The 18,451-nt window shown below is 30.2% G+C and carries 15 protein-coding genes and 2 riboswitches; of the genes, 11 read left to right on the top strand and 4 right to left on the bottom strand.

The annotated features are described in order from the left end of the window. Window positions 1-200 precede the first annotated feature (200 nt). The gene (locus I6U51_RS16835; protein ID WP_211143731.1) at window positions 201-1,316 is read left to right on the top strand and encodes an aminopeptidase; all 1,116 of its coding nucleotides are present in this window, start codon (window positions 201-203) and stop codon (window positions 1,314-1,316) included. A 57-nt stretch (window positions 1,317-1,373) separates the two neighbouring features. Here the strand turns inward: I6U51_RS16835 and I6U51_RS16830 are convergent, their stop codons facing one another. Next, a complete protein-coding gene (locus I6U51_RS16830) occupies window positions 1,374-3,347 on the bottom strand; it encodes an SH3 domain-containing protein (RefSeq protein ID WP_211143730.1) in 1,974 nt (657 codons plus the stop codon). A gap of 191 nt (window positions 3,348-3,538) precedes the next feature. Here I6U51_RS16830 and I6U51_RS16825 point away from each other — a divergent pair, with 191 nt between their 5' ends. The 3 genes from I6U51_RS16825 (at window position 3,539) to I6U51_RS16815 (ending at window position 5,999) form a co-directional block, all read left to right on the top strand. Then, on the top strand, window positions 3,539-4,702 hold the full coding sequence (locus I6U51_RS16825) for an AI-2E family transporter (protein ID WP_211143729.1): 1,164 nt from the start codon (window positions 3,539-3,541) through the stop codon (window positions 4,700-4,702). Window positions 4,703-4,717: 15 nt separating this feature from the next. Next, window positions 4,718-4,900 (top strand): hypothetical protein, encoded by a 183-nt coding sequence (locus I6U51_RS16820; protein WP_211143728.1) that lies wholly within the window; start codon window positions 4,718-4,720, stop codon window positions 4,898-4,900. 307 nt (window positions 4,901-5,207) lie between these two features. Then, window positions 5,208-5,999, top strand: a complete 792-nt coding sequence (locus tag I6U51_RS16815) for a methyl-accepting chemotaxis protein (protein ID WP_211143727.1) — start codon at window positions 5,208-5,210, stop codon at window positions 5,997-5,999. Between the two features lie 179 nt (window positions 6,000-6,178). On the opposite strand, the gene I6U51_RS16810 is transcribed toward I6U51_RS16815, so the two are convergent. Beyond that, window positions 6,179-7,708, bottom strand: a complete 1,530-nt coding sequence (locus tag I6U51_RS16810) for a methyl-accepting chemotaxis protein (protein WP_211143726.1) — start codon at window positions 7,706-7,708, stop codon at window positions 6,179-6,181. Window positions 7,709-7,733: 25 nt separating this feature from the next. Next, window positions 7,734-8,738, bottom strand: coding sequence for a ketoacyl-ACP synthase III (locus I6U51_RS16805; protein WP_211143725.1), 1,005 nt, complete (start codon window positions 8,736-8,738; stop codon window positions 7,734-7,736). 76 nt (window positions 8,739-8,814) lie between these two features. Continuing rightward, window positions 8,815-8,900, bottom strand: a riboswitch (cyclic di-GMP riboswitch). 148 nt (window positions 8,901-9,048) lie between these two features. On the opposite strand from I6U51_RS16805, the gene I6U51_RS16800 reads away from it, so the two are divergent. After that, window positions 9,049-9,795, top strand: coding sequence for a TatD family hydrolase (locus tag I6U51_RS16800; RefSeq protein ID WP_211143724.1), 747 nt, complete (start codon window positions 9,049-9,051; stop codon window positions 9,793-9,795). A gap of 467 nt (window positions 9,796-10,262) precedes the next feature. Continuing rightward, complete coding sequence (locus I6U51_RS16795; protein WP_211143723.1) at window positions 10,263-11,036, top strand: ABC transporter permease subunit; 774 nt, start codon at window positions 10,263-10,265, stop codon at window positions 11,034-11,036. 75 nt (window positions 11,037-11,111) lie between these two features. Here I6U51_RS16795 and I6U51_RS16790 read toward each other — a convergent pair whose 3' ends face one another. Then, window positions 11,112-11,351 (bottom strand): hypothetical protein, encoded by a 240-nt coding sequence (locus I6U51_RS16790; protein WP_211143722.1) that lies wholly within the window; start codon window positions 11,349-11,351, stop codon window positions 11,112-11,114. A 371-nt stretch (window positions 11,352-11,722) separates the two neighbouring features. Continuing rightward, window positions 11,723-11,830, top strand: a riboswitch (TPP riboswitch). A 91-nt stretch (window positions 11,831-11,921) separates the two neighbouring features. Between I6U51_RS16790 and I6U51_RS16785 the strand changes: the two genes are divergently transcribed. The 5 genes from I6U51_RS16785 to I6U51_RS16765 all read left to right on the top strand — a co-directional run bounded on the left by I6U51_RS16785 (window position 11,922) and on the right by I6U51_RS16765 (window position 18,370). Beyond that, the gene (locus I6U51_RS16785) at window positions 11,922-12,944 is read left to right on the top strand and encodes an ABC transporter substrate-binding protein (RefSeq protein WP_211143721.1); all 1,023 of its coding nucleotides are present in this window, start codon (window positions 11,922-11,924) and stop codon (window positions 12,942-12,944) included. A 21-nt stretch (window positions 12,945-12,965) separates the two neighbouring features. Then, window positions 12,966-13,694 (top strand): ABC transporter ATP-binding protein, encoded by a 729-nt coding sequence (locus tag I6U51_RS16780; protein WP_178907862.1) that lies wholly within the window; start codon window positions 12,966-12,968, stop codon window positions 13,692-13,694. A 191-nt stretch (window positions 13,695-13,885) separates the two neighbouring features. Further along, window positions 13,886-15,544 (top strand): sulfate permease, encoded by a 1,659-nt coding sequence (locus I6U51_RS16775; protein WP_211143720.1) that lies wholly within the window; start codon window positions 13,886-13,888, stop codon window positions 15,542-15,544. 341 nt (window positions 15,545-15,885) lie between these two features. Then, window positions 15,886-17,397, top strand: coding sequence for a YfcC family protein (locus I6U51_RS16770; protein WP_211143719.1), 1,512 nt, complete (start codon window positions 15,886-15,888; stop codon window positions 17,395-17,397). A 145-nt stretch (window positions 17,398-17,542) separates the two neighbouring features. Beyond that, on the top strand, window positions 17,543-18,370 hold the full coding sequence (locus I6U51_RS16765) for a nitroreductase family protein (RefSeq protein ID WP_343069694.1): 828 nt from the start codon (window positions 17,543-17,545) through the stop codon (window positions 18,368-18,370). Window positions 18,371-18,451: the final 81 nt, after the last annotated feature.

Raw genomic sequence — 18,451 nt, 5'->3', positions numbered from 1 at the left:
AATTACCATTGTTTATAAAAAGTTAATATATGTTCTAAAATAGGAAAATTCATATTTAGGCAATATTAACAAATAAAGCTAAGAATTTTGTTTATATTTTTGATTAAAAAGAGTGAATATACTATAATGTATGTAATATGATTATTTATATATGTTTATACTAAGGTCATGTTAAAAAACTTAAAAATGGAGGAACTGTTATGAAAGATCCAAGAATAATAACACTTGCAAAGAATTTAATTAATTACTCTTGTAGTATTCAAAAGGGTGAAAAGGTTTTAATAGAAACTATAGGAACACCAAATCCTTTAACTCTTGAATTAATAAAGCAAACTTATTTAGCTGGAGGAATTCCCTTTGTAACAAATAAGTTACCAGAAATTGATAGAGAGTTATACATGAGCTGCAATGAAGAACAGCTAGAAATGATGGCAAAATATGAAGCTGCGAGAATGTCTGATATGGATGCATATATAGGGCTCAGAGCTCCAAGCAACTTAACAGAAACCTCTGATGTACCTGGTGAAAATATGTCTCTAGTTATGAAAAAGTTTTGGCAGCCAGTTCATGGTGAGATAAGAGTTCCTAAAACTAAATGGGTAGTTTTAAGATACCCAACGCCGGCTATGGCTCAAGCAGCAGGAAGTAGCACAGAGGCCTTTGAAGACTTCTATTTTAATGTATGCAATTTAGATTATGGTAAAATGTCAAAGGCTATGGATGCATTAGTTGAGTTAATGAACAAAACTGATAAAGTGCATATAAAAGGAGAGGGAACAGATTTAAGATTTTCTATAAAAGGACTAAATGCTATAAAATGTGATGGAAAGTTAAACATTCCAGATGGAGAAGTTTATTCAGCTCCAGTAAAGGACTCTGTTAATGGCTATATTACATATAATACTCCAGCAGTATATAATGGATTCACTTATGAAAATATAAGACTTGAATTTAAAGATGGTAAAATAGTAAAAGCTACAGCAAATGATACAGAAAGAATAAATAAAGTATTTGATACAGATGAAGGTGCAAGATATGTAGGAGAATTCGCAATAGGAGTTAACCCATATATATTAAAGCCAATGAAAGAAACTTTATTTGATGAAAAGATAGCGGGATCAATCCACTTTACACCAGGAGCATCTTATGATGATTGCTTTAATGGAAACAAGTCTTCAGTGCATTGGGACTTAGTATATATACAAAGACCTGAATATGGTGGTGGAGAAATTTATTTTGATGACGTATTAATAAGAAAAGACGGTTTATTTGTAGTTGATGAATTAAAGGGGCTAAACCCAGATAACTTAAAATAGATAATATTTCTATGGGAAAATTGACTCGAAAGTTGAGCTATTTTCCCATATTTCTATTTATGGTTGTCTAAAGTTTTCCGTTTGGAAGGTATAGTTTTCATACATTTTTTTAAATCTATTCCATTGTCCATACCTTATTTGTTCTTCTTTAGCTGCTTCAAAGGATTGCATCATTGGACCATCTCCCCAACTTAATACATAAACATCGTGAGAACCTTTATCTATATTTTGGGTAGTGTTTATATCAAAATCAAAGAATGGTCCCCCTGTATCTCCAACGGTAAAAATGCCTGTTGAATTTATATATTTTAAGTCGGGAATATAGATAACTGTTCCTGCTCTCATATTATGTGCAGCAACTATATTGCCGCTTCCATCACAATAATAGTTTTCTCCTGCGGCAGCATAGCCTTGGTGATCATAAGAGGTTATTATTGAATTTGTAAATTTATAAATATATTTTCTACCATCTATGGTTTCACAATTGTTGTTACCTTCTTTTATCGTATTTTTACTAGGTGGGACAACTATTGTTACGTAATCAGCTGAAACATATCCTCTTTTTTTGATATTTTCATTAGTATATTCAATGAAATACCAGTTATCTTCCTTATTTAAAATTGCTACTTCTTGATTTTCTATGAAACCATCGGTAGTATAGCTTGTTGAGGACCCCTTATATACAGTTATAAGTTTAGTAGCCTTACCTAGTTTCTTGTCATTATAATTAGCTGTTGTGATTTTTGAGTCTGTGGGTACATAGTTCGAATTAATATAGCCTCTACTTTTTATTCCCGAAAGATTGTATTCAATAAATAAATAATTATTTTCCTCATTTAATATCTTCACCATTTCATTATCAATTTGTCCTGTTTGTGCATACTGATCTGAAGGTCCACTATACACGACGGCATGTCCACTTTCTTCATAATAACCAAGTCCAGATAAGGAATACTGAGGATACCCATAACCAATTATTGAATTATCTTTACTTTCCATAGTTATTTTTGTAACTTGTTTTGAATTATTAACGGGATATCCACCTACTAACACAGTTATTGTATTATCATTATTTAATGATTGAACAATTCCCATATAATCAATATCTTGATTCTTAAAGAAAATAATTGCTCCTACCTTAGGAGTATCTCCCCATAGCTTTCTGCTTTTAAACCAATTTAAACTATCAGAACAATATGCTGTTTTAGGAATTATATCTTTGAGATTGGAATGGTCTGAAACCCAGCTAATAAAGGTTGCACTCCAAGGGATATTATCAACTCCATACCATAATCCATATTTTGTAGTATTATTATCTTTACCAGACCCCATAAAACCTATTTCAGATTCTGCAGTATTAAATAGTGTCTTCATTTTTTCATCTAAAGGAGTTGAATTTGTTGAAGCCGTCGGAGTAGCAATAGATAAATTAGTAATACTATCGGTAGTAATATATCCTCTTTTAGTATTACTTGAATAAGTGTACTCTATGAAATACCAGTTACTTTCCTTTGATAATAGGATTATATCTTGTCCATTTACTTTATCTATTTTTGTATATTTATCAGAAGGTCCAGTATATATTGTAGTAGATTTATTTAAACGAACTGATTGTCTACTTCTGCTGTAATCAGCTTTTGGTATTTGCAAATTTAAAGCTAAGTATTTTTCCTGAATATATCCTCTGCAAATACTATCTCCAGAATTATATTCAATATAATAAAAGGAATCTTCCCTGTTTAGTATTTTAACTTGCTGATCTTGTATAAAGCCAATAAACGCCTTTAAGTTAGATGGACTACTGTATACAGGTATTTGTTTCTTAACTTGAATTATATTTGATTCATTAGATAAACTATCCTGGCATAATATAGTTGGGTTACTATAAATATTATCATTTATTTCAGAACTAGCATATACTTTATTAGTGGGAAGACAGGTAACATTTAATATACTTGAAAAGTAATAAAGACTTAAAGCAACACAGGTTAAAACAAGGGACTGTATTGCTTGCTTTGCATTTTTATCCAATTTATATACCCCTTTCTAATACACATTGTTTAATTATTTTACCATATAGGAAACATATGGTAAAGTGTAAACTACGAGGAAAATAAAGAAAGCATATAAAACTTATTTAATCTTATATTAATGCTTTATAATATAAATGGTTTTAAAAAACCTATAAAATTAGAATAAATAATTGAAAAGTAGTTATAAAAATGATATATTATTTAATATATCATTTTTATAATTTCAAGGAGGGATATCTTTTGTTTTTTAATAAAGATAAAATTAAGTATTTTGATCTAATAGTTGCTATAATTATATCATTTGTAGGTATTGAATTAATTTTAAATTATAAAAATATATTATCAATAATAGGCACTGCAGCAAAAATTTTATCGCCATTTATTTTAGCTTTTATAATAGCGTATATGTTAAATCCTATAATGGTCTTCTTAGAAAAAAAGTTAAACTTAAAAAGGGGACAGAGCATACTAATTACATATGCTTTTATAATCGGAGTGATAGTGATTTTTTCCATGGTGCTGCTTCCTAAAATATTTAGCAGTGTGATGGAGATTATTCAAAATGTACCTGATTTTACATCAGAATTTTATAAATGGATATATAGTCATACAGCTAGTACGATGATTAATTCTAGTGATTTTATAAAGAGTAATGCAGGTACTTTAGTGAAAAAATTTGGTTCTTTTACATCTAATTGGTTAAATATAATCTTGTCAAAGACCATATCCTTTACTAGTTCTTTAGTAAATATACTATTTGGATTAGTAATATCCATATACATATTAGCTGATAAAGAGAATTTTAAAAGCATAGCTAAAAATTTGACATGTATAACCTTTAAAGAAAAATATTCAAGTTATATAATAGATTTTTTTAAGAATGTAAATAATATAATAAGTTTATATATAGGTACAAAAGTTATAGAGTCATTAATAATAGGTCTTATAGGTTTTGTTGGACTAATTTTATTTAAGTCTCCATATGCATTGCTTATATCTATAATAGTAGCTATAACAAACATGATACCTTATTTTGGACCATTTATAGGTATGATTCCACCTTTTATAATAAATCTATTTTATGACCCTAAGAAAGCCTTTTGGATTTTGCTATTTTTAATATTGCTTCAGCAGTTTGATTCATTGTATTTGGAACCTAAACTTGTTGGTGGCAAGATAGGATTAAGTCCTTTCTTAATTATACTAGGGATAACAGTTGGCGGAAGCTTATTTGGTATATGGGGAATGATATTAGCTTCTCCTATTATGGCAGTTCTAAAAATATATATTGGAACCTGGTTTGAAAATAAAGTTAGAAAATTTAATGACAAAGAAAAATCTATTAAGGTATAGAGAGGAGAGGGGCTTTTGGAAATACATGTGTTCTTAAAAAAACAAAAGGAGCCAGTTGTCTATAACGGAGACAGAATTGATGTGTTAGATTTCGAAATGACTGGTGTTAAATATAAACAAATAAGATACTTTAAAAAAGGTTTTAGTAGAAGTGAGCTTATAGAAAAGAATATTATAAATAAAATAGTTGAAAAGTAATTGCCTACTTTTCAGCTATTTTTACGTTTAAGCAAGCATACAAAATCTTAAGTAGATATCCCAAATCTTAAGCAGGCATCCAAAATCTCTGATTTGGAGATAGTCGCTTACTCAGAGCGCTGGTTTTGAGTGAATCGCTTACTCAGTGAGTACTCATTAGACAATAGGAGAAGGATTTTCATACTTTATATTATTAGTTAGCTAATAATATTGAATTGTCCTTAAATTTCCTATAAAATTAAGTTGTACTAAAGTAAAGGTTTACTGAAATTATGATTAAAATATATAGTTTGAAAGGTGGAAGCTTATGAACATAGTTATTGTTGGAGCCGGACACGGGGGCTACAGCATTATTCAATCTTTAAGTAATATTAGTGATATAAGAATTAAAACCGTTGTTGATAGAGATATGGATGCACCAGGAATTAAATTGGCTAAGCAGCTAGGAATTAAATGCTTAAAATCAATGGATGATATAAATTGTGACAATATTGATATAATTCTTGAGGTTACAGGGAATGAGAATGTCTCAAAAATTTTATTTGAAAAATTTAGTGACAAGACTACTATACTTAACTCTAAGGCTGCATTATTAATAACAACATTAGTGAAAAAAGATATAGAAACATTGGAAAAGCTTAATAAGAGTATGGAAGTAATTAATGATACTTCATCTGTAATACAAAAGGAACTTAAAGATATATCAACTAGTGTTAAAGATATTCATAATGTGAGCGATGCTTTAGTGATTTCAACTAAAAATTCAAATGAGCATATTGCCAAAACAGACGAAATAATAAAGTATGTAGAAAAAATGACTAAGCATACAAAAATACTTGGACTTAATGCGGCAATTCAAGCAGCAAGAGCCGGAGAGCAAGGGAAAGGATTTTCAGTAGTTGCAGCGGAAATTCAAAAGCTTGCTGAAAGCACAAGAGGCTTTAGTGAAGAAATAAGTAAAATTTTAAGTCAGTTATCCGGTGAAATAAAAAATATTAAAGAAGAGTCAAATAAGTTGAATTCTTTATCAGAACTTCAGGTTACTGCTTCAAGTAGAGTTAATAATGAGGTAGACAAGTTAGTTAGTGAAATAAGCTAGCCTGGATAAATTAAAATTTGGTATAGTTTCAAATATAAAAAGAATCTTCTATAATTAGGTTTTCGGTAAAACTAATTACAGGAGATTCTTTTTTATTGTTAAAATAATGTATGCTTCTAGTTATTAAGAAAAATACATTTTGCTATAATGGTAATATGGATGTCCATAGAGTTATTATTTTAGGAAATCAATTCATTCATTTCAATAGCAATATTTTTTAAGCTTTCAGCGCTGCTGGTTAGTTCTTCACTTATAGCTAAATTTTGACTTATAGATTTGTTAACTAAATTGAAATTGTTTATAGTTTCTTTTGTAGTTTCACAGATATTGCTATTAAATACAACAACACTTTGAGTTTCTGATAATAGAGTATTAGTTAGCTTACTTATTTCTTGTATATTTGTTCCAGAATTCTTTAATCCAGTTAGCATAACTCTTATATTTTCAACAGCATTGGTTATAATAGCATCTCCAGTGCTTATTTTTTCAGTGTTCTCAGTCATAAGATTTTCGACCTCAGTAACTCTTTCTTTAAACTCATTAGTAATTAATGATACATCGTTTAGCGATTCTCTTGTATTTTCAGCGAGAGTTCTGATTTCATCTGCAACAACTGCAAAACCTCGTCCAAGCTCACCAGCTCTTGCTGCTTCAATTGATGCATTTAATGCAAGAAGATTAGTTTGATCAGATATCTGTCTTATTATAAGGAGTATTTCATCAATTTGTTGAGATTTTTCCTCTAATATCTTTGTAGCATCAAATGTATTTTCTACACTATTTTTTATACTACTTATAATATTCAGAGTTTCATTTAACGCTTCTTCATTTTGATTAGACAAATGAATGAGATTTGTAGAATTATTTTCAGTATCTTTAGCTTTAGTTGAGATAGATTCATTTGCATTCAAAAGTTCATTAAGTATTCTAGTATTTTCAGAAGAATTATTTAACAGCTTATCTGCATCTTCAGAAATTGTTTGAGTAGTGTTTGATATTTCCTCCATAGCTTTACTTTCTTCTGTAGATATAGCAGCTAATGTTTCACTTGAACTTAGCAAACATTTGGCAAATTCAGCGGTTCTGCTAAATAGATTACTTATATTTTCATTACTCTTTTTAAGTTCCTCTTCACTTTTCTCGATAGATTTTAGTAGCTTAGATGAAAAAGAAGTAAAAGCTATAATAGCAAATGAAACTAGGAATATAGAAACTATTCTAAGTATCAATTCTCTTAAAAAGAACTGATTTGGTAATGTATAAGGATTCATAGTAAACACTATAATTTCTGAGACAATACTTAATATAATAGAAATTATATTCATTTTATTATCCAAAAATAGGGAACCAAGTATAATAAAATAAAACACTGTTACCCAAAGCTCTTTAGATGGAATTATTAAGCCCATATATATGCAGTTTGTATAGGAAGCTGCAAGTATAACCATTTTTAGATTTTTAAAGACTCTATCATTAAGTTTTCCGTCTACAACTGCTCGCTTATACATAACATTGAGAATAACTATTTCAAAAATACCTAGTAAAAATAGTGCAATTAAATAAGGCCAACTAACCTCATTATATAATCTTAATAGTTTCATTATAGGAAACATTGATCCTGCTAGCAACGCACTTATAGAATAGATAATTATAACGAATTTTAATGTTTGTTCTTGATATTTAATTATAGTGTTTGAATTGGTTTGCATATAACTACTCAACTCCTTAAAATTATTACCATTTATACAGTAAGGTTCCTATACTGTATCCAGAGGCCACAGAGCAGAATACAACTATATCATCTCTATTAAATTTTTTATATTTTAATCTGTCATCTAAAGCCATAATAGGACTTGTACACCCAGTATACCCATATTTATTTCCAACAAAGGTTGCCTTGCTTATATCGGCGCCTAGTTTATCTAAGGTTAACTCAAGATCTACCCGTGAAAATTGTGACATAAAATAATGATTAACGTCATCAGGAACGTATCCGTAGTCCTGTAAAAGTTTTGTAATTGTTTCACTCCATTTTTCTGAAAGAAAGCTAAAATCGAAGGGTTTCCAAAGCATTTTTTTATCTTCTGAATCTATACTGTTATCAGGAGTATTTGACATTCCGCATCCGGGCATGGTTACGGACCAATAGTAGGAATCATCTGTAAACATTCTAGAACCCAAAATACCTCTTTCTTCCTCTTCTTCTCTTTTCTCAAGAATTATTGCAGCAGCACCATCGGCAGAACAACCAAAGGCTACCATATCATCTTCTCTAGCTAGTTTACTTATTAATAATGATCCAACAACTAATACTTTCTTATATTTATTGTCAGTCTTAAGATATCTTGCTGCTATATCTATACCTGTTATCATACCTATACAATTACAGTTAACATCAAAAACTGATGAAACATTCTCTGCTTTAAGTTGATTTTTAATTAAAAGAGCACAGCAAGGTGATAAATATTCAGGCGTATCTGATACTGAGATAATCATATCGATATCAGATGCAGATAACCCTGCGCTGGCTAAAGCTTGATTAGAGGCTTGAACTGCCATGGTAACACTAGTTTCACCTTTGTCAGCAAGAGCTCTTATTTCTCTGCCTAACTTACCCATAAGTGCTGCAGCATGATCTTCAAGTTGATATTTTTTAAAGTGTTCAACGAAATAGTGATTGTCCAATTGTCTGTTGGGATGATATGTTCCCACTCCAATTATATGTACATTTTTATGCATAGTAACTCCCCCTAGTAATTTGCTGCAAAAACAAAAAATAGCAATGCTAAGCGATGCTATTTTTAAACAGCGTTAACCTAGCAACCTGACAATCATGGGAAAATATCCTTTAGACTCATGGCTTTGCGTCCTTACCTTTAGATAAGTTTGCCTTTATTAAGTTTGACTATTATTTTGTTTAAGCTACTATTTAATATCAGTTTTAATTATACCATAATTTTCATAAAACTCAATATATATGTCAAATGGTGTGTATAATATAATTATACATATTATTATAATGTGAAAACAACAGGAGGATATAAATAGCATGTTAATAGATGTTCACACTCATATAGATCAATATAGTAAAGAGGATTTAAAAAGGGCTATAAAGGAAATAAATGAAAATAAAATATTGAGTATAGCTAATTCCATGGATATGGAATCTTATATAAAAAGTAAGAAAATATCTGAAATGTGTTCTTATATAGTGCCTACTTTTGGGATACACCCATGGAAAGCAAAAGGTTGTGAAAGAGACTTATGGACGCTCATTCCTTATATAGAGGAAACTCCAATTATTGGAGAGATAGGCCTAGATTTTTTTTGGGTGGAAGATAAAACAAGTTTTGAATCACAAATGAAAGTATTCGAATTTTTCTTACGTGAAGCTAAGCGGCTAAATAAGGTTATAAATATCCATACTAAAGGTGCTGAGGAAGAGGTTTTAAAGCTTTTGGATAAGTATTCAATGAGTAGAGTAATAGTTCACTGGTATTCTGGCCCTAAGAATGTGTTATATAAAATGATAGATAGAGGATACTATTTTACAATAAGTACGGAGCTTTTTTATTCAGATATTATAAGAGAAATAGCAACAATTGTACCTGTAGATAAAATGTTTGTAGAAACTGATGGTCCGGGAGCAGAAGAATGGCTAAGTGGTAATATAGGAATGCCCAAATTAGTTTTAAGGATTATGAAAAGACTAGGTGAGATGAAAAAACTGACCTTTGAGGAAATGGAAAAACAGATGGAAGATAATTTTAGTGCACTAGTCGGAAACGATATATAGGGTTCAAAGGCAGAAAATTGACTTACACCCCGGACTATGTTTCCAAGCTTTAGTCCGTTAAAAACTTTTAGTCAGTCTAAAGCTTGTGTTTTAGACGACCTAAGAACTGAGATAAACTCGCTCTGCTCAAACAGTATCTAAGATTCTAAGGTTGTCTTAAAACACTTCACTAAGACTGACACAAAGTTTTTAAATCTACCTTCAGCTTTGGAAACATAGCCCTTTGTGTAAGTCAATTTTCTAGCTTAAACCCTATATAGAGTTTAAGATCTTAAGTTAGCTTTGACATAATTATCTATAAAATGATATAATAACAGTTAGCAAAGGTTATTAAGTTTGACCCTTTTCCAAGCTGGGAGAAGGGTTTTATGTATTTGTAGACAGGCAACTTATAATACTTTAGGTATTATTATTAAAGCAATGTTTTTTGTAAAAATATATATCTAATTGTTTAGGATGTGTAATTAGTGAAGAATTATAGTAAGTCAATTAATGGAACTATATCCGTTGTTTTTCAGTTAATATTAATTTTTTTATGGCAATTAGTTGTGGATAAAGGGGGAATACCTAAGTATATTCTTCCATCCCCTAAAGACATAATAAATACTCTTTTTAGAATTATGCCAGATTTAAAGCCTCACATTTATGCTACCTTATATGAAGCTCTTTTAGGTTTTTTACTTTCAGTAATTTTTGCAATAATACTATCTATAATTATGGATAGTGTAAAAATAGTAAAAAGTTGTATTTATCCTATACTTGTAATTTCTCAGACTATACCAACAATAGCCTTGGCGCCAATATTTATAATATGGTTTGGTTTTGGCATGCTTCCAAAGGTTATTGTTGTCATAATGGTGTGTTTTTTCCCTATTGTTATAAGTTTAGTTGATGGATTAGAAGCGGCTGATAATGATATGTTGAGCCTTATGGATATAATGGGAGCTTCTAGAATACAAAAATTCATTTTTGTTAAGTTTCCAGGCTCTTTAGGTTCTTTTTTCTCAGGACTTAGAATAGCGGCAACATACAGCATAATGGGAGCGATAATTGGTGAGTGGCTTGGAGGAGACAAAGGTCTTGGTATATTTATGGTAAGAGCTAAAAATGCTTATGCTCTTGATAAAATATTTGCAGCTATAATTATAATAATAATATTAAGCATGGCTTTATTTGGACTTATGTATATGCTTCAATATATTTTTATGCCATGGCAAAGAAAAGTTAAAGAAAGAGGGTAGTAACACCGCTGTAATTATAAGTTTAAGAACAGAAAAGTCAACTTTCTAGTTCAGACACTTATAACTATGGCAGTGTTATTTTTTGTTTATTATACTTTTTTCTATATTTTTAAGAATAATCTTTTCGGAGTTTCTTGATATTTGATCCGGTGTTTGTTCTAGTTTTAAATAATTGCTTATGCTGGTATAAATATCTGTTAGTCTATTAAATTTATAATTAGAGCTATATGCTGCATTTGCTGCAAAGGATGCATAAAGCAATATAGCTGAAATACCAAAAGTAATAACAAATTTTTGTTTATTAAATATTATCATATAATATACACCTTTCTTTGATAATTATAAAAGATAAACCATTTTACAATTCTAATATATAGTTATCTTACATTAGGTGAAAAAATATACTAAAAAATAACAGATAGAACTCAATAAACTTCAAACTAATGTATCAAATAGATAGTGTACTCTAAATAAATCCTATATATGGATAGAATAAATAGCTACAATTTAATTTTACATGTATACTTTTAAGTAAGGTTTAAGCCAGTGTTAAATTAGTATTAAAGGCTTTTATTTATATATAAAAATCACGCTTAAAGGACTTACAAATATAAAGTTATTATTATGTATACGATTTGACATATTTATGCACGAAGTGATATACTTTATGTGTTAGATATTTCAATAAAATAAATTAGGGGAGGCAATAATATTGTCTGAGAGGAAGTTTTAAGCTTCGACCCTTATAACCTGAATTGGGTAATGCCAACGTAGGGAAAATAGTTTAATTTTAATTTGTTGCTATTTTAGCCCTTTTCGCATTCATGAAAAGGGTTTTTATTATTTCGAAGGGAGGTTGCCGGGTATTTACCGGGCAGTGTATTTATGAAAGGAAAAAAACTTTTAACTATTTTAACTTCAGTTATAGTAGCAACTGCTATTTTTGCAGGATGCGGCTCAACAAATAAGGCACCTCAAAGTAATACAACAGAAAAGAAAGAATTAACAAAGGTTAAGGTGATACTGGATTGGACACCTAATACTAATCATACAGGCTTATATGTAGCTAAGGATAAAGGTTACTATAAAGAAGAAGGTTTAGATGTAGAAATAATTCAACCTTCAGAAGGAGCAGTAGGAAACCTAATAGCTGCTGGTAAAGGTGATTTTGGTGTAAGTTACCAAGAAGATTTAACTTATGCTAGAACTTCAGAAAATCCACTTCCTATTAAGGCTATAGCTGCCATAATTCAACATAATACTTCAGGCTTTGCAGCTCTAAAGAGCAAAAACATAAAAACTGTAAAGGACTTTGAAGGAAAGACTTATGGAGGATGGGGCTCACCTTCTGAGAAAGCTGTATTGCAGGCAATAATGGAAAAGGAAGGTGCTGATTTTAATAAACTTAAGATAGTTGACATGGGAAGTCAAGATTTCTTTGCAGCAACTAAAAGCAATATAGATTTTGCATGGATATATGAAGGCTGGACTGGTATAGAAGCAAAACTTAAAAACATACCTTTAGATTACATAGAGGTAAGAAAATTAAATCCTGATTTAGACTACTATACACCTATACTTATAGCAAATGAAAGTACTTTAAAGGATAAACCAGAAATGGTTAAGAAGTTTATGAAAGCTACTACTAAAGGATATGAATTTGCTATGGATAAACCAGAAGAAGCTGCAGATATTTTTGTTAAAAATGCTCCAGAGATAGACAAAAATCTTGCTGTAGAAAGCCAAAAATATCTTAAAAATAAATACAAGGAAGATGCTCCAAGATGGGGAGAAATGAAAGCATCTGTTTGGAACAACTATACAAAATTCCTTCTTGATAAGAAGCTTATAACTAAAGATATGAAGGCAGAGGACGCATTCACAAATGAATTCCTTCCATCTAAGTAATTTTAAAGGAGATAGGTTGTCTTGGATAGAACAAAAAATGATAAAAAGCTTGTATTAAAAAATGTATCAAGATCTTTTGATACAGACAAAATACTTAATAATATAAGCTTAGAGGTAAGAGAAGGTGAATTTGTAACTCTTCTCGGACCAAGTGGAAGTGGCAAGAGCACAATATTAAATATAATATCAGGAGTACTGAAGCCAGATAACGGAGAAGTAAAGGTTGAAGGAGAAATTAGCTATATGCACCAGAAGGATTTACTTCTTCCTTGGAAAAAAGTAATAGATAATGTAGCTTTACCTCTTTATATAAAGGGAAAAAGTAAATCGGAGGGAAGAAAGCAGGTTATAGATTACTTTGAGCCTTATGGATTAAAAGGGTATGAGTTTAAATATCCTTTTCAGCTATCTGGCGGAATGAAACAAAGGGCAGCATTTTTAAGAACTTATATGACTTCCAATAACATAATGCTTTTAGATGAGCCTTTTGGTGCATTAGATGCTATAACAAGAGGAAAAATGCAAAATTGGCTTTTGAATGTAATAAAGGACTTAAAAAGTACTATACTATTTATAACTCACGATATAGAAGAAGCTATATATCTTTCAAATAGAATTTATATATTATCTGACAAACCTGCCTGTATAAAAGGTGAGATAAAAGTAGATCTGCCTAGAAATAGAACTAAAGACATGATAACTTCAGATAAATTTGTAGCAATAAAAAAACAGGTGTTAGATTTTATGTAGTAAGTTGATATATTTAAATATCAAAAGTTAAATGCTTGATATAGAGAAAGTGAGAGGATAAATCTCGCTTTCTTTTTAGTTTAATCATTAAAGATACTTGCTATTAAGTCAAAATAGTAATATAATCAATAACGTTGCCTTTAGGGGTAATTTAAGTAATTTTTATACATAAGAGAAAGAAGTGTGAAAAAGTGTTAGTTCCAAAATTATTTACTTGCATCAAAGATTATACTAAAGAACAATTCGCAAAGGATTTTATTGCTGGAATTATTGTAGCAGTAATAGCACTTCCTTTGTCTATAGCTCTTGCAATAGCATCAGGAGTATCTCCTGAAAAAGGGCTATATACTGCAATTATAGGAGGATTTATAGTATCATTTCTTGGGGGAAGCAGGGTTCAAATTGGTGGACCTACAGGTGCCTTCATAATAATAGTTTACGGAATAATAGAGAAGTACGGCATAACAGGACTAACTGTTGCCACAGTAATGGCAGGAGCAATATTAATCATTATGGGATTATGCAAATTTGGTAAGGCATTAAAGTACATTCCATATCCTATAACTACAGGATTTACATGTGGTATCGCAATATCTATATTTTCAACTCAAATAAAGGATTTCCTTGGATTAAAAATTACATCTGTACCATCAGAGTTTATAGCAAAATGGGAGTCCTATATAAATCACTTAAATACAGTTAACTATGAAACTTTATTTATAGGTGCTTTAGCTCTTGTAATAATAGTTTTATGGCCTAAAATAAATAAAAAAATTCCAGGAACACTAATTGCTCTAATTATAACTACTATAATAACTATAGCTTTTAAATTAAATGTAGAAACTATAGGAAGTCGTTATGGAGATATACCAGCTGTACTTCCTAAAATAGCTGTACATGATATTAATATAAATATGATAAAAGAATTAATACCGCCATCTATGACAATTGCAGTTTTGGCAGCAATAGAATCTCTTTTATCTGCAGTAGTTGCGGATGGAATGATTGGTGGTAATCACCGTTCAAATATGGAATTGGTTGCACAGGGATTTGCTAATGTTTTTTCAGGACTTTTCGGAGGAATACCAGTTACTGGTGCTATAGCAAGAACTGCAGCTAATATAAAAAATGGAGGAAGAACACCTATAACAGGAATTGTACATGCAGTAGTTTTACTTCTTATTATGATGTTATTTATGCCTTATGTTAAACTTCTTCCTATGACTTCTTTGGCTGCTATATTGATAGTGGTATCCTATAATATGGGAGATTGGAAAGTATTTAAAAATCTTAGAAAAGCACCTAAAAGTGATGCTATAATATTTTTAACAACATTTTTACTTACAATATTATTAGATTTAGTAGTAGCTATAGGAATTGGTGTAGTATTGGCTTCCTTCCTTTTCATGAAGAGAATGGCAGATTACGGAGAAGTAAAGTGTTTGTCAGATAAAGATAAGGATTGTTCAAGGCTCATAAATACAACAGATTTTCCAGATAAAATATCCTTTTATGAAATTCAGGGACCTTTCTTCTTTGCAGCAGCAAACAAATTTGCTAAGGTCACTAAAGGCATGAAAGAAAATCATGAAGTATTAATAATAAAAATGAGTAAGGTACCAGCTATGGATGCAACAGGATATCATGAGCTTGAAACTCTATATGATATCTGCAAAAACCAGCAAAGGGATCTTATTATATTAGAAGCTAAAGAGCAGCCATTTCATGTGTTACAGAGTTATGGTTTTGTAGATAGATTGGGAAGTGAAAACTTCTGTAATAATATTGAAGAGGCTATTGAAAGAACAAATTATTTGTTAGATAGTAAATTTAGGACTAATGTTGCATAAACTAAATGAAAAAGTATATGCCTTTAAATTAACATATATTATTTATACAAGGAAAGTATAATTTTTATACTTTCCTTTTTGTATGAATTTAAGTAAACGTATTCATTAAATATAACTAATAGTGTTATTCGTAATAAATAATATAAGAACATTGTTAATTATTTAACTTATAAATATGAAAAATAATGAAAAAATAAACGTATAAATATAAAAAAACGTCAAAAAAATACATGTATAAATATAAAAAATGGTGAAAATTTAGTAATTTTTTCAATAATGGTTGAAAAATGTAAGAAAAGTTTGTATAATTTAATACAATGACAACTAAGGAGTGATAAAAAATGAACAAAAAGAAAAGAAGTTTTCCAACTGCGTTTACTGTGTTATTTATAGTTTTAATTTTTGCAGCTGCTCTTACTTATATAGTTCCAGCAGGTTCTTATGCAAAATTAAAGTATGAATCTGATAAAAAGATTTTCACAGTAACCAAGCCAGACGGATCTGTAGAAGAGGCAAAACCTACACAAGAAACACTTAATAAGCTTGGGGTCAAGGTGGATATACAAAGATTCGTTGATGGAAGTATTAGTAAACCGGTAGCGATTCCAGGTACATATGAGAAAGTAAAACAAAATCCCCAAGGGCCTATTGATGTGATACAAGCTCCAGTAAAAGGTATACAGGAGACTATTGATATTATTGCGTTCTTACTTATAATTGGAGGATGTATTGGGGTACTAAATAATAGTGGTGCTTTTGATGCTGGTATTGATAGTCTTTCACGTGCTACTAAAGGAAAAGAATTTTTATTAATTGTTATTATTACAGTACTAATTTCATTAGGTGGAACGACTTTCGGATTAGCAGAAGAAACAATTGCTCTGTATCCAATACTTGTTCCCGTATTCATGGCAGCTGGATATGATGCACTTGTCTGTATAGCTGCACTTTATATGGGATCATCAATTGGTACAATGTTTTCAACTGTAAACCCATTCTCCTCAGTAATTGCTTCTAATGCTGCTGGAACGACATTTACTGCAGGATTAGGTATGAGGACAGCGGGTTTAATCATTGCGACAATATTTACTATTATTTATATAGTTAAGTATGGTAAAAAAATTAAGAAAGATCCAACTAAATCATTGATATATGATCAAAAGGAAGAAATTGAAGGAAAGTTCCTAAAGAGCCATGAGCAGAAGGTTATTCCAGAGTTTACTTTCAGACGTAAATTAATGCTTTTAGTATTTGGATCAGCTTTTGCTGTAATGATTTGGGGAGTTTCTACTAAAGAATGGTGGTTTACTGAAATGACTACATTATTCCTTGTTGTGGGAATAGCATTAGGTGTCATTTCAGGAATGGGTGAAAAAGAGTTTGTTAATAAGTTTGTTACTGGTGCTGCTGATTTAATTAGCGTTGCATTGGTTGTTGGAGTAGCAAGAGCTATTAATTTAGTTATGGAAAATGGGCTAATATCTGATTCCATACTGCATTTTTCATCAAATGCAGTTCAAGGAATGAATCCATATGTATTTATACTTGTAATGCTTTTATTATTTATAATTCTTGGCTTCTTTATTCCATCATCATCAGGGCTTGCAGTATTATCAATGCCAATTATGGCCCCATTAGCAGATGCTGTTGGATTACCAAGAGATGTAATAGTAAGCGCATATCAATATGGACAAGGTTTAATAGCATTTATAACTCCAACAGGACTTATACTAGCTACCTTAGCACTTGTTGATGTAACTTATGACAAATGGTTAAAATTCATTATGCCATTAATGGGATATACTGCAGCATTTGCGGCAGTAATGCTATTAATTCAAGTAGCATTTAAATAAGAATTTAGAGAGCTGTATCAGAATGATTAAAAAATTATTTTGATACAGCTCCTTATTTATTATAAGAATAATACTATATTTGGCAAATCCTTGGTATAATATAATGAAAGTTTGTATTTTATTATATTGAAGGAGGAAAGGTTTGGTGGATATAAGAGAAGCAGCAATAAAGAGAAAATCAATGCGAACTTATAAAGAAGAACCAATTTCGCAAGAACTGAGACAAAAGTTAATAAATTATATAGAGCATGTAAAAGCGCCATTTAATACTAAAGTAAGATTCAAAATAATAGATATGGACAATATAAGTTCAGATGTTAAACTTGGAACTTACGGAGTTATTAAAGGAGCAAAAACCTTTATATGTTCAGCAGTAGAAAAAGAGAACAGATATGAAGAAAATCTAGGATATGTTTTTGAAAAAATAATATTATATGCAACAACATTAGGTTTAGGAACCTGTTGGCTTGGAGGAACCTTTAAAAGAGGAGAATTTGGAAAGGCAATGGAGCTAAAAGAAAGAGAATCTATGCCAGTAATAACCCCTATAGGATATGCCAAAGAAAATAGAAGCTTACTGGACTCTTTAATGGTAGCTGTTGCTGGCTCTAAAAATAGAAAAGATTGGAATGAACTGTTTTTTGACAAAAGTTTTGATAAAGCTATTAAAAGAGATGAGGTTGGAAAATTTAAAGAGGCCTTTGAGATGGTTAGAATAGCACCTTCAGCTTCAAACAAGCAGCCTTGGAGAATAGTTAAGAATGGAAATAGCTTTCATTTCTTTATAGCTAGAAACAAAGGATATGGAAAGGCATTAAATTTTGATATACAAAGATTAGACATAGGCATAGCAATGTGTCATTTTGAAGCTACATTAAAGGAGCTTGAGTTTTTAGGAAAATGGAATGACGATAATCCGAATTTGACCACTACTGAGAATATAGAATATATAATCACGTACACTGTTAGTTAAATAAAAATAAATTTTATATATTTTTATAGAGAAACTAACTTTCGGTTTCTAAGCTCTATATTAAAAAAATTGGGGGAATAA

Origin of the sequence: Clostridium aciditolerans, from assembly GCF_016316925.1 — a bacterium.
Classification (GTDB): Bacteria; Bacillota; Clostridia; order Clostridiales; family Clostridiaceae; genus Clostridium_AM; species Clostridium_AM aciditolerans.
Note: the sequence above shows the minus strand (reverse complement) of the source record. Positions and strands in the feature narration are given on the sequence as shown.

Bases quoted from the DNA above. Each gene is read 5' to 3' on its own strand.
- I6U51_RS16835 (WP_211143731.1), top strand. From the start codon at position 201: ATGAAAGATCCAAGAATAATAACACTTGCAAAGAATTTAATTAATTAC.
- I6U51_RS16825 (WP_211143729.1), top strand. From the start codon at position 3,539: ATGATATATTATTTAATATATCATTTTTATAATTTCAAGGAGGGATAT.
- I6U51_RS16815 (WP_211143727.1), top strand. From the start codon at position 5,208: ATGAACATAGTTATTGTTGGAGCCGGACACGGGGGCTACAGCATTATT.
- I6U51_RS16810 (WP_211143726.1), bottom strand. From the start codon at position 7,708: ATGCAAACCAATTCAAACACTATAATTAAATATCAAGAACAAACATTA.
- I6U51_RS16805 (WP_211143725.1), bottom strand. From the start codon at position 8,738: ATGCATAAAAATGTACATATAATTGGAGTGGGAACATATCATCCCAAC.
- I6U51_RS16800 (WP_211143724.1), top strand. From the start codon at position 9,049: ATGTTAATAGATGTTCACACTCATATAGATCAATATAGTAAAGAGGAT.
- I6U51_RS16790 (WP_211143722.1), bottom strand. From the start codon at position 11,351: ATGATAATATTTAATAAACAAAAATTTGTTATTACTTTTGGTATTTCA.
- I6U51_RS16785 (WP_211143721.1), top strand. From the start codon at position 11,922: ATGAAAGGAAAAAAACTTTTAACTATTTTAACTTCAGTTATAGTAGCA.
- I6U51_RS16770 (WP_211143719.1), top strand. From the start codon at position 15,886: ATGAACAAAAAGAAAAGAAGTTTTCCAACTGCGTTTACTGTGTTATTT.